Origin of the sequence: Geosporobacter ferrireducens (genome assembly GCF_001750685.1) — a bacterium.
Taxonomy (GTDB): domain Bacteria; phylum Bacillota; class Clostridia; order Peptostreptococcales; family Thermotaleaceae; genus Geosporobacter; species Geosporobacter ferrireducens.
In genome coordinates this window covers 4,554,168-4,567,285 of record NZ_CP017269.1, presented here as the reverse complement: position 1 = coordinate 4,567,285, position 13,118 = coordinate 4,554,168, and the positions used below count along the sequence as shown (strand labels likewise).

At 35.9% G+C, this 13,118-nt stretch carries 16 protein-coding genes; 1 reads left to right on the top strand and 15 read right to left on the bottom strand.

Annotation, left to right across the window (positions count from 1 at the left end):
- Window positions 1-427: 427 nt before the first annotated feature.
- The 15 genes from Gferi_RS21470 to Gferi_RS21400 all read right to left on the bottom strand — a co-directional run bounded on the left by Gferi_RS21470 (window position 428) and on the right by Gferi_RS21400 (window position 12,266).
- Window positions 428-832, bottom strand: coding sequence for a DUF1801 domain-containing protein (locus Gferi_RS21470; RefSeq protein WP_069980158.1), 405 nt, complete (start codon window positions 830-832; stop codon window positions 428-430).
- Window positions 829-1,260, bottom strand: a complete 432-nt coding sequence (locus tag Gferi_RS21465; protein ID WP_236932641.1) for a hypothetical protein — start codon at window positions 1,258-1,260, stop codon at window positions 829-831. Before Gferi_RS21465 ends, Gferi_RS21470 begins: the two co-directional genes overlap by 4 nt.
- Window positions 1,261-1,375: 115 nt before the next feature.
- A complete protein-coding gene (locus tag Gferi_RS27770) occupies window positions 1,376-1,981 on the bottom strand; it encodes a helix-turn-helix transcriptional regulator (protein WP_083273693.1) in 606 nt (201 codons plus the stop codon).
- 199 nt (window positions 1,982-2,180) lie between these two features.
- Complete coding sequence (locus Gferi_RS21455; protein WP_236932640.1) at window positions 2,181-3,587, bottom strand: aldehyde dehydrogenase; 1,407 nt, start codon at window positions 3,585-3,587, stop codon at window positions 2,181-2,183.
- A 37-nt stretch (window positions 3,588-3,624) separates the two neighbouring features.
- Window positions 3,625-4,290 (bottom strand): Crp/Fnr family transcriptional regulator, encoded by a 666-nt coding sequence (locus Gferi_RS21450; RefSeq protein ID WP_083273692.1) that lies wholly within the window; start codon window positions 4,288-4,290, stop codon window positions 3,625-3,627.
- 267 nt (window positions 4,291-4,557) lie between these two features.
- Entirely contained in the window at window positions 4,558-5,337 is a 780-nt protein-coding gene (locus Gferi_RS21445) for a transposase (protein ID WP_069980156.1), read from the bottom strand.
- A 190-nt stretch (window positions 5,338-5,527) separates the two neighbouring features.
- Window positions 5,528-6,103, bottom strand: a complete 576-nt coding sequence (locus tag Gferi_RS21440; RefSeq protein WP_069980155.1) for a hypothetical protein — start codon at window positions 6,101-6,103, stop codon at window positions 5,528-5,530.
- A gap of 435 nt (window positions 6,104-6,538) precedes the next feature.
- Entirely contained in the window at window positions 6,539-7,045 is a 507-nt protein-coding gene (locus tag Gferi_RS21435) for a stalk domain-containing protein (RefSeq protein WP_069980154.1), read from the bottom strand.
- A gap of 432 nt (window positions 7,046-7,477) precedes the next feature.
- Window positions 7,478-7,930: a hypothetical protein gene (locus tag Gferi_RS21430; protein WP_069980152.1), complete on the bottom strand. Its 453-nt coding sequence runs from the start codon at window positions 7,928-7,930 to the stop codon at window positions 7,478-7,480.
- 608 nt (window positions 7,931-8,538) lie between these two features.
- A complete protein-coding gene (locus Gferi_RS29550) occupies window positions 8,539-8,736 on the bottom strand; it encodes a nuclear transport factor 2 family protein (RefSeq protein WP_156782458.1) in 198 nt (65 codons plus the stop codon).
- A 149-nt stretch (window positions 8,737-8,885) separates the two neighbouring features.
- Entirely contained in the window at window positions 8,886-9,224 is a 339-nt protein-coding gene (locus Gferi_RS29545) for a MerR family transcriptional regulator (RefSeq protein WP_169833020.1), read from the bottom strand.
- A 138-nt stretch (window positions 9,225-9,362) separates the two neighbouring features.
- Window positions 9,363-10,172 (bottom strand): hypothetical protein, encoded by an 810-nt coding sequence (locus Gferi_RS21415; protein WP_069980141.1) that lies wholly within the window; start codon window positions 10,170-10,172, stop codon window positions 9,363-9,365.
- Window positions 10,169-10,831 carry an ATP-binding cassette domain-containing protein gene (locus Gferi_RS21410; protein ID WP_083273691.1) on the bottom strand — a complete coding sequence of 221 codons (663 nt, stop codon included), beginning with the start codon at window positions 10,829-10,831 and terminating at the stop codon, window positions 10,169-10,171. The genes Gferi_RS21415 and Gferi_RS21410 overlap by 4 nt, the downstream gene beginning before the upstream one ends.
- A 112-nt stretch (window positions 10,832-10,943) precedes the next feature.
- Window positions 10,944-11,435: a pyridoxamine 5-phosphate oxidase gene (locus tag Gferi_RS21405; protein WP_069980137.1), complete on the bottom strand. Its 492-nt coding sequence runs from the start codon at window positions 11,433-11,435 to the stop codon at window positions 10,944-10,946.
- A 225-nt stretch (window positions 11,436-11,660) separates the two neighbouring features.
- On the bottom strand, window positions 11,661-12,266 hold the full coding sequence (locus Gferi_RS21400) for a DUF6273 domain-containing protein (RefSeq protein ID WP_069980136.1): 606 nt from the start codon (window positions 12,264-12,266) through the stop codon (window positions 11,661-11,663).
- Between the two features lie 182 nt (window positions 12,267-12,448).
- Here Gferi_RS21400 and Gferi_RS21395 point away from each other — a divergent pair, with 182 nt between their 5' ends.
- Window positions 12,449-13,063, top strand: a complete 615-nt coding sequence (locus tag Gferi_RS21395) for an MFS transporter (protein ID WP_069980134.1) — start codon at window positions 12,449-12,451, stop codon at window positions 13,061-13,063.
- Window positions 13,064-13,118: the final 55 nt, after the last annotated feature.

Here is a 13,118-nt window from a genome sequence, read left to right as displayed (position 1 = left end):
TTATTTATTTTTTCGGCAAAAGTGTGTAAATTTCGACATTCCCTGTATATGTTTTACGGATGCATTTTATTTATATCGCCGATTATTAGATTAAATAGTCTTTCAACAAATATTAAAAATTCCCGGCACTCCTTGGTTTTATATCGTTTATTATTATATTCGGATATCAATCATATTACCCTTGCGTAAATCTACTGTATTACCATACTTAACGTGCCAGGCACCTACTGTTCCGAAATATGTTCTTCGATATAATCTATCAAAAACATATGATCTGCATATTATTATCCATGAGTATTACCTCCTTAGTAAAAGGATAGCTGTTTCTACATCTACTTTTTTCATAATTCTTGCTATCTTCGAAGAAAGCTGGATCTTGATCATCCTATACAGAAAGCATGAAAGCAGGTTATGGTCTACACCAATATCAATCCTTTTTATTGATTTCTTTCCAATTTTCTTTGAAATAGGGAAGCTTTTCAACAGCCTTTTGTATAAAGCACTTAATTTCCCCTTCATTAATACTGTCAAGTCTGTCATATTCAATCTTTCTTAAGAATTTGCTGGTACCGGCAATCAATTTATTTTTCTCGTCGCACAATAACCCACCAAAATGAAATACTAACGAAACCTTGTTCTTTAAAATCTGGATCGCACATATCCAGTGATGAAAATCATTATTAATAGCAAAAGTTGGTTTTCCCCATTTTATTGCTGCCTCCATACCTTGATGGCTGAGAATTATTTCCATAAGTCTGGCAGCTATTTTTTGAAGATCCTCCGGTTTTTGATCAAAATATGCATTGATTTCTTTTCTGACATCTACATTCATTGTTTTTTTATCCTTTCTGTTTCCATGCCGGAAACGGTATTCCAATTGCCATTTCCTGCAATGATATATGGATAATTCCTTTCCTCTAAATAACTCAGATACGCCTTCGGAGTGATAGTTGATACCAAAATTATAACTTCCTTTAAATATCCAAGATTTCTTAAACAGTGAAGATTTCTCAGTATTCCTCTGCTGTCAGGGATGACCCCTATTGGTCTGAGATCATCCGGGCTTATTACTGGCTTCGCAAAATCGGCCTCTGTTTCGTCAGGATATTCTTCAAATGCAGTAAAAACAGTATTGGAACCAAACAGCACCGCATCTGAATGAATTCCACCGGCAACTTGATAATATACCTCCGGGTTGTCAAAGCCCTTAATGCGGCCATCAAGGCTGATCTGTGAGTGCATAATTACCTTAGGTTTCATAATTGTGAATCCTCCTTTTTAAAAAAGAATATCACACTACACTGACAGCTGTATGTCAGTAGGAAAATTAAAACTTTACATATCAAGAAAATATGTAACATGTTAATAGCTTACTTTAAATTAGATTAAAACAATGTTCTGTAATTTGAGCCAAATACTTACGGATAATGCACTTTAATCTATCCGGATTAACTATTTCAATCCCTGATTGGTATTCAATCAACTGCTTGGCCAATATCTCAAGAGAATCTGTTTGCAATGTTATTTCCTTTTTGCTTCCGATGTCGATTTCCTCAAGGAAGCCGAGAACATATCTACTTTTAATAGCATTGTATATTTCGCCTTTTTCAACTCTTAGTATCACTCTATGTAGTTGCTTATAAGAGAGCATCTGTTGCAGTATTTGTTCCAACGTACCGTGAGGTTTTTCACAAGCTTCTTTTTCTTCAAGGCTTATATTTTTTATACGATCCACACGAAAATTCCTATATTCATTTCTAAGGCGGTAATAAGCAATCAAATACCAATTTTGCTCATAGAAGCCTAAAGAAATGGGTTCTACCGTTCTGCAGGTTGGCTTTGAATAACCCTGAGCAAGATATTGTATAGATATTGCTTTTTTGATACAAATAGCAGTTTGAGCGGGCCAAAAATGCACTTTTCTGGCCCGATTTTTGCTCATTTTTTGCTCTAAAACCACTGCATATAGCAGTTGACCCACCTTATTTCCCCCTCAAACCACTATTCGTCATCTAAACGATACACTCCACATGCCTTGAGTGTATAAAAATAATGCCGTTTGAAGCTAGTTGAGCCTTGGCGGCATGAATATATTTCTAAAAGATCTGATTTCTCTGTCAATAAATTTGGAAGCAGTATTCTGCTATCCAGCTATCATATACATCGTGCTTCTAACCATCCTATTTTAATAATAATTTTTTCAAATACACATGTTTGTTTTTATAAGGTGGATATTTCATCGATAAATCAAAAGCATAGCCTTTTTCTAAAATCGATTTCCTGTGTGAAAACGCATCAAAGCTGTATTTTCCGTGATAATTCCCGATTCCGCTGTTGCCTATGCCGCCAAACGGTAGGTGCTGATTCTGAAGATGACTCAGTGTATCATTGACACAACCACCACCAAAAGGAATGTTAAGAATCAATTGTTCAGCTATTTTTTTATCATTTGAAAATATATAGAATCCCAGAGGATTCGGATTGAGTCTAATGATTCTTTTAACCTCCTCTAAACCGGAATATGAGACAACCGGCAAGATCGGACCAAATATCTCTTCCTGCATCATTGGCGAATTCATATCGGATACCTCTATGATTGTAGGCGCTATATAAAGTTCGCTTTCATTCAATTGTCCGCCTATAATTATTTTCCCTTCTTTCACATAGTTTTTTAGCCTTATGAAGTGGCTTTTATTAATAATCCTTGAAAAGTCTGGGCTATTTTCAGGATGCTCGGTAAAAAAAACACTTAACCATTTTTTGAATGAATCGTAAAGGGCCTCCTTGATTTCATTATTTACAAGCAAATAATCCGGAGCGACACAGGTTTGACCTGCATTGAAAAACTTACCCCACAGTATTCTTTTGGCAGCAATATCAATATCAATCTTCTTATCGACGATACATGGACTTTTGCCTCCAAGTTCGAGCGTGATAGGAATCAATTTTCTTGCAGCCTTTTCCATTACAATTTTCCCAACACTTGGGCTTCCTGTAAAAAATATTTTGTCAAAATTTTGTTCTAAAAGGCATTCACTAACTTCAATGCCGCCTTCAACTACAGTAATATAAGGCATATCAAAAGCTTCATAGATTATCTTCCTTATAACACCAGCCGATTCTCTTGATAACTCTGAAGGTTTAACAACGCAGCAGTTCCCTGCAGCAATGGCACCAATTAATGGTACCATTGTCAGTTGAAAAGGATAATTCCATGGTCCGATAATCAATGCTACTCCATAGGGCTCCTTAATAATATAGCTCCTAGATGGAAAAAGATTTAACGGGGACTTGACGCTTTCACGTCTTGCCCACTTATTTAAGTTCTTCATTGAATAATTGATTTCGCTGATGATGAATCCAATTTCAGATGTATAGCTCTCAAGACGGGGCTTTTTCAAATCTTTCTCCAATGCTTCCACTATTGCCTGTTCATTCTTGATAATTGTGTCTTTTAGTTTTTTTAGTGAATTCAGTCTAAACCTCAAGTCCCTGCTCTTACCGGAAAAGAAAAATTCCTTTTGTTTTGTTACAATTCCCATAATCTTGCTTTCTTTCATAATATCAACCACCTCTTTTTTATTCATTCTTATTCTACCTGTATATTAAGGTGGTTTCATTGATCTATGTTAAGTTTAATTTAGATTTTATTCTACTTAAGCTTTCAGGCGCAATTCCGAGGTATGAAGCGATGTTTTTTTGATTGATCCTTCCTTGGAGGTTAGGGTTTTCCTTTATGAATTGAACATACCTATCTTGAGCAGTTTCTTTCAAAAAACTACCTTCACGCAACTCCTTTATGATGTACATTTTTTCTGCATACTTTCTTGCAATATTTTGCCAGAAAGTACTGCTTTCAACTCCCCTTATGTAGTCGCTGTACTGAATGACAAGCAATTCAGAACCTTCGAGGGCCTCTATATAGTATAAAGATGGCTTACGCATTATAAAGCTTGCATATGACGCAACAAAGTCATTTTCCTTTGTGAAGTGTTTAATGCACTCATCGCCATTTCTATCTATATAATAATATTTATATAATCCTGACACTACAAAACCTATACTCTCCGGGATATCCCCTTCGCAAGCAAATTTATCCCCTTTCCTCTGCTTAACTGAAGCAAAAACATTTCTAATATTTTTAATTTCCACCTCAGGAATTCTATATATTTTATTTAATTCCTCACATAATTTTTGATATCCGTTCAATTCCATATAACCTACTCCCTTCAATGTCCTGAAGAATCTTTCGGTACGTATATTCTCAAGGGCTTGTCCCTTTCCATCCATAGAAGCTCTTACTCCAGTTTCATCCAAAAACTTCAGGTTGTCTGCATTTTTAAATACTTCTGATGCGCTCTCGAGGAATTCCTGTTTTCATCAGCTCAGCACGACCGGACTGATTTCATATTTGTCTGCAATCTCATTAAGAGTTGCCGCTTCGGATAGAATCTCCAGTATAATTTTTGTTTTAAATTCGGCTATGTAATGATTTCTCTTTCTCATAGTTCTAGTATACGATAATCCGTTAAGCATAGGGACGGTTTCACGCTTCCATTATGCTTTAAATATCAGATTAGGTGAAATCCCTAAAATCCTTGCAGCCTGTCTCTGCGAAATTCCTTCTATTCTTTTTACCTTTCTGATTAGTTCATCCCTTTTTAACTTCGGAAAGCTCTTTAATTGAGCCATTTCCATTTTCCCAATTATTTTGCCTATTTCTTCCCTCGCCTCTTCATCTGATAATCTTACTTTCTCATCACTAGTGTTATCCAGGCAGCTATCATTGTTTATTTGTTCATTAAACTTTCGAAATTTAGCTATTGCTATGCCTTTATCTTCTGAAAACATGTCCAAAATTAATTTACTATCTAGCAATCCTTCTGGGTATATAGCTTTCCCATAATATCCAAGACAACTACTCCACTTCCATTCTTCAATTTTCTTCACTTTTTCTGATTTTACAGGATTTTGATGTATATATCTAATTACAGTTAAAAGATATTCGTCTGTTTCTACATTTTCACTTTTGTACCTGTCTTGATACAAATGCCCTGTTGTTTTGTATTTATTGTTGTAATACCATACATAGCTTACTCCTATGCGTTTCATCGTTATTGCAAGTTCCTCGGTACCTTCACTCAATAGTAGGTGTATGTGATTATCCATAAGACACCAGCCAAACACTTTTATCTTTGCCTTAATCTTATATTTATTAAGGAGCTCTAAAAATCTTGACCGATCTTCTTCATCATGAAAAATCTCTTGCCTATTAGCACCCCTAATCATTATATGATATACTCCACTCTTACTTTTTTCTCTTGCTTGACGTGGCATATTTGATCTCCACCTATACTTTTTCTATATTTTAAAATAAAGTAAAGAAGCAAGAGAACCGTCCCTTAGCTTCTATAAGTTGGTGGTTAGTATACTTTCATGCTAAGTATCTGCTGGATCGTTGTCATTGGTGTTCCTCATGGAGTAAGAATCAAAACAAGGCTGCCTACTTAGAATTGAGCGTTGTATCTTACACCTTTACATCAAGCGACGTGTATGATGTCTTACTCTCAGTACTTTTTGCAGCATTATCCCATGCTTTGTTATATACACTTAAAAATTCTAATTCACGGGCATTTTCTGCTTTTGTTCCGTAAAATGTCCAACCGCCATTTGAATAGGTTGCAATATGTTCACCATTACTGTCTGTAAACTCTGCATATGTTAAATCTACTTCTTTTTCGTAAGTGATTTTCCCCCATAGAAGAAGGTCTACGTAGTTAATATTCTTTGTTTTCGCTTGATTATTTTTAAAAATATTTGTTAAAGCTTCGGTAATAAGTCCCATTCTATCGGGTGAGGCCACAGACACATAACTTTTTAGTAAATTCTTATATGCCGTTGATTGAGTTTGAAATTTTCCTGCTGCCTGATCTTTTTTTGCTTGTTCAATGATAGCTTCCTTGAATTTATCATCACTCATCGAGGAAGTTGTTTTCGTATTAAAATGGAAATCATTAAAATCAGGTAAAGAGACATTACCGATTTTTTTTGCACCAGAAAACATACGTCTTATCGCATAACCATTATATTGTTCTATACGCACTATTAAGGCACTCCTTTCCTTTACATATTTTTATATGGGCTAGCCTAATAACAATATCGTCAAAATATGGAAATTTTTACAGTACAACTTTATATAATGATGATATATTTACTTTAGACTGCTTTCAAGCTCCTGCCGACACTATATTCGGCTTTCTTCTGAAAAAATCAAGGAATGACACAGTATACCCCCTCTGATTAGTTTGATTCATTATTTTTTCATGTATCTATAAAGATAAATTTCTATGCTTAATTCTTCCATGCGCATGAATTGCGTTTTTTGCTTTGGTAACTTGTTGTATGCACTATCTTCTTTCAATTTTTCAAAGAGTGCGACAGGACATCGCCCCCTTAAACATATCACTTAACCTATACTAAAGAAAATATACAGAATGCATAAAAAAAGACCTTAGCTTTATAGTAATTTTCTTAAAATTCAATCCTTTATATAATCAGATGCTTTTTTATGTTCAGATGGATTGATATGCTTTGAGTTATATAGTTGGACAACTTTTTCAATACCATCTGTAGACATATATTGGAGGTATGGCTCAATATAGCCCCAATTTCCTGTTTTCTGCATGATATCTAAAGCTTTTGTGTCTGCTTCATTTTTTGAAATATCGGATGGAACCTCTATGGTTTTGTAGTTATTACCGCCATTCATAGTTAAATTTACAGAACCGTCTTCACTGTTCCACTCAACTTTGAATTGCATATATTCTAGCAGTTCTCTCATTGGCATATATAATTGACCATCAGAACTTCCATCTTTCACAATTGTAACTAAAGGGTTTTCTAATAATATTTCATTTCCGTAAAAATAAACCTTAGAGTTGCTATAAGTTGCTGATTTAATTCCTCCCGCTGCAAAAACAGTTGTAACTCCTAACGTGCCAATTATTACGCCGAAAATTAAACTTTTAATATCAAGCTTTTTCATCTTTCTCCACTCCCTTATTAGTTTTAGTTGAATATATCAATACTATTTACAAATGCATAATATAAAAAGTTTCTTGTTGCTGCACAATATCAAACTAATAGGACTATCACTTTTTACACTTATTTCTTCTTTCAACATCAAGTCAACTATTAACTCAACATTATGCTAAGGATTGCAGGTAACGGTTCGAGGCTTAGCAATGTCAGACTTTCTCTTTAAAAAACTCTTCCCGATGTCTACTAAGCCTCTGTTATAGGTTGTCCCGTTACTTCTAATATTTCTATTGCCACTAATTTATTAGCTTTTATAACGTCTAGAAAAGATGATATGATATGAATTTTATTCTAACTTCATCACATAGCCAAAACGAATAATGACCAAGCAGAAATCGGATACCTATGGAGTCATTAATTTTTCCAGCTATAGCAAAGCTTATTTATTGGATAGAACACGTAATGATTCATACAAATCTTGCAAAAATTCTATATCGAATTCATTTCTTGAAACCTTATAACTTGAGTAATTCCCATTTTTATCTATAATTGAAAGATATCTGTCACCTCTTATAGTTGCTCTTAAAACCTCATTTTCGTTATTTATTATTTTTACACTGTAACTTTCCATATCATCCAACTTACGATAACTAACATTAGTTCTCTGATACTTATAAGATTGTAAAAAATCTAATATATCTTTAGCATGTTTTTGGCTGTAAGCTTCAACTACATCACCACTTTCAATAATAGCGTTGCGATGTATTACTCTTAAATGAGCATCTGAATCTATAATTGGCTCTTCTCCTATGATTTGAACAAGGGGTCGAGGATAAAACATAATAATACTGAATACAGTTAATACAATAAGTATACTTGCAAATTTTTTCATATCTAGAATTCCTCCGGTCTTACTTTTGCCGTACTTTCCATCCAGTATGTCTTTTAAAAATAATTTGTATTAATATTGCTTTATATATTCGGCTATTTTATCCACAGGGATTTTCCCGTCACCCTCGCCAAACTCCATAGTTACGTTGATATGCGTATCAGCATTTTTGTGGGAAAGAAGAATTACTGTCTCAACGTGCCTTGAGGAGATAAAAAAGATGCCGTTTGAGCATAGTGGGGGTTTGGCGGAGAGGTTAGAGTCTGTCCCGGAAGCGTAACTGTTCTGTTTATGAAATTCCGATGCTCAGTAGACATCTTGTTGATCAATCAATTCGCCGTATAATTCAGCCTTATAGAATTTAAGCACACGCAATACCCGGAGCGTATTCCAGCGGCTGTCGCAGCCCGTCTGTTCCTTATCGAAGTGAATCATTCCGGAATATTTCTACTGAACCGGCCAATGATTGTTCTTCCGTTTCTTCTGGATGATAAGTACCAGGCATTGTGCAGCAGGCAATTTTCTAAGTAAGTAACACCCTGAACACCATACTAACGGATGGCAGGGTGTATATTGATAAACAATACTGCTCATAAATATATATATATCAATTATTTCGGCACCGAAAATATTTTTGATACTATTCTCCATTCATCCTCTAATCTATATAAGAGCATATAGTCTATTGAGAAGTGTATTTCACCTTTATAAACATCAGTTTTCACAACAGCCGTATTGTCAGTATTATCTAATATACATAATTCGTAATCCGTTGAGTTTTGCCATAACTCAGGAGATTTTTCCTTCATTCCTTCTATTATGTCCAACTATTTGTCAATATCCACTTTTTCAATTTGACCGTTATTCAAAACAATCATTTCAAATTCCTTATGAAATCCCTTTAGCGCCAGGTTTTTATCTTGTTTCCGATGGATTCCCTCTATATAGCCTTCTTTCCCTACAAACACTTTTTTTGATTTGTGTTGTTCGAATTCAGCTTATTGTTATAAAATTCAATCTTGTTTGCTAGGAAATCCATAGAGGTTTGCAGCCTTTTCAGTTCTTCTGCAAGCCTATCTTTATAGCTGCTCAAAAGCTCTATTCTTTTGGGTATACTGTCGTCACCGCTATAATACAGTTCAGCATATATAATAATGTCATTGAGCGGCATTCCTGTGTTTCTCAGGCTTAGCAAAAATTTAATCCATTTGATATCATCATCTGTGTATTTTCTATCACCTTTGTCATCCCTGCATATATTTCTTATCAGCCCAATATTCTCGTAAGATGCTGTCAAGTAGGGACTATTAATTTTTTGTGCATTCTTGATATTTATAAATGTTGAGCAGAAAGGCTACTGCGTTTTTCCATTTGTTCTCAATACTCAAAATTTAATCTGCACAACAAATTGGAATTTGTCAGCTTCGCATTATGCTCATGATCCATTTCCTATCTTTGAAATGTTTTCTTCCGTCAAGTCCATATACTGGATTTGAATTTCAGAAGCGTCTCCAATGTGAGCGTTGACCCACTCATTGTATTCGGATGCATCTACCGGGTGGGTATTGTCATATCGTCCATCTTTCATAATATAGTAAACAAATCCCGTCCCGCTTTTATCTATATCACTTGGAAACGGATTATTTTGATTGTCTGTTCCTGGGTAGTTTTTGTCCCATGCGTCCACCATGCCAACTAATACATAGCTGTCCGAATCCGGCGCATATTGATATAGGCTATAGGGCCAAAAGTCACCAGCAAGTCCTTGATTATGGGACCATCCTGCTTTGATGATTCCGTTATCATAAAACGTCAGCAAAGTGAATTCACAAAGTTCCGTTTGCAGTTTTTTTGTCTCTGCATCGTAATCAAGCACGTATCCTGCCCAGCCACCTGAATATGTAGTGGTGTATATAAGGAGTAGTTCTTCTTTCCCGTCGCTATCCACATCGTAAACAGCGAATTTGTTTTCAGCCATATCACATAATTGTTCCCCGCCGTCGATGCCGTCGGGAAGTATATGGTTTTGGATCAGGTTTTCCAGTGCAGTAAAATATGCATTATACATATCATCAAGATTATCGACGGGTTTATTAGGTTCTGCCAGTGTGTCTGTCCCCGTTGCCGAGGCAGGAAGAGGCGAATTTTTACTATTATCATCTATATTTACTGCCTGATTGTTGTTGCAAGCGGCAAGTGTAACACATAAAGCCATAGAAAAAATAAGTATCAGTATTTTTTTCATTTAGCAGATTCTCCTTTTATTAGCTCAACGTGTGTACCAATCTGTGAAAGTCGACCATTATCTATGACAAGAATCTGATCGGCGTTCTCAATCGTCGCCAGACGATGAGCAATCGTGACGATGCTTTTTCCCTGTACCAGTTCACTAATTGCTTGCTGAATTAAATGTTCATTTTCTGGATCAATACTTGCAGTTGCTTCATCAAGAATGACGATGGGAGCGTCTTTCAACATTGCGCGAGCGATTGAAATACGCTGTTTTTCACCGCCTGATAGATTAGAGCCACCTTCGCCGACATTCCGATGTTGAAGCTGTTCAATTTTCAATTCCCGGACAATCTGTGCAACACGATTTTCAATTTCCTGCGGAGGAAATTCCTCATTTTCCAGTCCAAATGAGATTTCGCTATCAGAATCCAGATTAAAAAACTGCGACTTTGGATTTTGAAAGACAGAGCCTACTACTTTAGCAAGTTCATACATTTGGGTATTGGCAACGACACAACCCTCAACACACACATTACCTGTTAAATTTTCACCAGATGTGAAATGAGGGATCAGACCGTTGATTAGCTTCGTTATTGTAGTCTTTCCGCAACCGCTTTCTCCGCAAAGCAAAAGACACTCTCCCTGTGGAATTGTCAGGTTAATATTGTTCAAAACTTTTTTTGTTCTACGTAAGAAAAATTTACGTTCCTAATTTCCACCATAATCTTGCCTCCCTATTATAGATATGTAATAAAGAAATGCTTATTAGATACGGCTTAATGCCTTACCTAACTTTTCCTTCTTCAGTCTCTACCTTATTCACAAAGTCCATATTGTAACGCACAGCACCGTGGTCTTTAATTACCGTGCCTCTTGTGATGCGGATTGCCAAAATAATGCAGTTTTCATTCTGTTCATTGTTTGCGTGGTCGTACCATTTGGCAAATGCTTTACGAAGTTTAGTCCTTAGCTCAGCGTTTTTCGGATCTAAAACCCATCCGAGGTTTTCGCCAATTCCATTTCCGGAAAACCACTCGAAGCAAACAGCAAATGCAACCTCTTTGTTTTGAGCTATCTGCTGCATTTTAGTTGATTTCGCCCAAGTAGTAACATAAAACACGCCGTCTTCATAATAAGCGTCCACATCACGGACATAAGGACGGGGTTTTCCGTCAGCGTTCGGTTCCATTGCGATGGTTGAGAGAGAGATGATATTATCTTTTCCGTTGCCGCATCTTTCCTCGATTAATTTTATTCCTTCTTCGTACCTGCTCATTTTTAACTCCTCCTACTAAATTTTTCATCATTATAGCATGACAAATTAGACAACAACGTGTCATATTTGAAAATATAATTTTTTTATGTTATCGTTAAAGCGCAAAGCTGCTACACATAACGATTATACATCACTTTTGCAAGTTAGATAATCTCAATACTCACGTTATAGAGCCGTTTGATATCGTACACGGTATCGTGCTTATTTGTTATGATTCAAATTACATTACAGCTTTAGCCACAAAGCGGGACGGACACCGCCTGTACATTTGCCATCACTGATGTTGCCTTTCAATATATTGTTGCCTTGGATACCTATATTACCGTCACCGTGGATGTACACGGCTTTTACATTAACGCGGCCGGGCGACCGAAGCCACCACCACCAAATACCCCCTTTATTAGCCTCAAGTCTTGCTATTCGCTTACTGTTGTTTTCATCTTTTCTTTCAAACCAATATTTTTGATTTTTTCCACGGTTTTGCAGTTTTGAACTGCTATCACCGAAATATTGGCACACTACTTCCTCAATGCTTAATATAAATATGCTGTCTTGCGTATCTGCTCCGCCTTTTGAACCATACCACTGATTGTCAGGATTTTTATTTATTACCGGAATTATTCTTGATTTATCAGTTGCGTTGAATTTGTTATAAAATTCACCGTTAAGATATTTTCTTAACGAGCTGTCAGCCCATGTTATATCTTTATAAGCATCATGGTAAGCACGCTGTTCTATAATACATTCGGTTATAATCAAAGCCGTATTGTTTTGTATGTCAAGCACTCGCCAATCGTAACTGCCAAATGATATTTTATCTCCTACTTGCATATTTACCTCCCATACCTAATATAAATTTTCTGCTCTTTACATTACCGACAAATGTTTATCTGTATTATAACATAACTAATCTATAAAGCCATCAACATACAGAATGTCGGCAGCCTGAAGCCTGACATATGTTGTCAGGCTTTCTATTTTATAATAGATATATATAAGGAGGATGTGTTTCTATGAAATCAAAACTATTCACTAAAAATTTTACTTTTCTCATATTGGAACAGGCCATTTCCATGTTTGGCACCAACATACTGAAATTTTCTATTTCACTCTATATTCTTGATTTGACGGGATCAGCAGCACTGTTTGGAATCATCATAGCAGTCAGTTGTATTCCTCCTGTTTTTCTCTCACCCTTTGGTGGAATTTTAGCGGACAGAAGGAATAAGAAAAACCTGATGGCTTCCCTTGACTTTGGGTATTCAATCATCGCTGTCTTACTAGGGATTGTATTGTTAAGGCAGAATTCTCTTATCATGATAAGCGGTCTGATGATTCTTCTATCTGTAATTTCCTCATTTGAAACACCTGTTGTCCAATCAAGCATACCACTTGTGATGTCGGAAAATAATTTGGTAAAAGCCAATGCCGCTGTAAATCAGGTATCGATGCTGTCGGGATTGCTTGGCCCGCTTTTGGCCGGAATTTTAATTTCTAGCCCCATGACTGCTATTCTTATAGTATTGAGTCCAGATTTATCCCGGGTAAAGGTTTTATCTAACCCCCGGATTTGCAATAGCATTCTGCTTGCCATAACTGACCTCCAAAATTGTGAAAAATCTATTTAAAAGTCTTGCCATAAATGTTTTAAATGGCACCCTATGGTTTGATCCTTCAAATCCC

Excerpts from the sequence above, each read along its gene's own strand:
- Gferi_RS21465 (WP_236932641.1), bottom strand. The coding sequence starts at position 1,260 with ATGAAACCTAAGGTAATTATGCACTCACAGATCAGCCTTGATGGCCGC.
- Gferi_RS21450 (WP_083273692.1), bottom strand. The coding sequence starts at position 4,290 with ATGGATGGAAAGGGACAAGCCCTTGAGAATATACGTACCGAAAGATTC.
- Gferi_RS21405 (WP_069980137.1), bottom strand. The coding sequence starts at position 11,435 with ATGAGCAGGTACGAAGAAGGAATAAAATTAATCGAGGAAAGATGCGGC.
- Gferi_RS21445 (WP_069980156.1), bottom strand. The coding sequence starts at position 5,337 with ATGCCACGTCAAGCAAGAGAAAAAAGTAAGAGTGGAGTATATCATATA.
- Gferi_RS21435 (WP_069980154.1), bottom strand. The coding sequence starts at position 7,045 with ATGAAAAAGCTTGATATTAAAAGTTTAATTTTCGGCGTAATAATTGGC.
- Gferi_RS29550 (WP_156782458.1), bottom strand. The coding sequence starts at position 8,736 with ATGAAGGAAAAATCTCCTGAGTTATGGCAAAACTCAACGGATTACGAA.
- Gferi_RS21415 (WP_069980141.1), bottom strand. The coding sequence starts at position 10,172 with ATGAAAAAAATACTGATACTTATTTTTTCTATGGCTTTATGTGTTACA.
- Gferi_RS21395 (WP_069980134.1), top strand. The coding sequence starts at position 12,449 with ATGAAATCAAAACTATTCACTAAAAATTTTACTTTTCTCATATTGGAA.
- Gferi_RS21430 (WP_069980152.1), bottom strand. The coding sequence starts at position 7,930 with ATGAAAAAATTTGCAAGTATACTTATTGTATTAACTGTATTCAGTATT.
- Gferi_RS21470 (WP_069980158.1), bottom strand. The coding sequence starts at position 832 with ATGAATGTAGATGTCAGAAAAGAAATCAATGCATATTTTGATCAAAAA.
- Gferi_RS21455 (WP_236932640.1), bottom strand. The coding sequence starts at position 3,587 with ATGAATAAAAAAGAGGTGGTTGATATTATGAAAGAAAGCAAGATTATG.
- Gferi_RS21400 (WP_069980136.1), bottom strand. The coding sequence starts at position 12,266 with ATGCAAGTAGGAGATAAAATATCATTTGGCAGTTACGATTGGCGAGTG.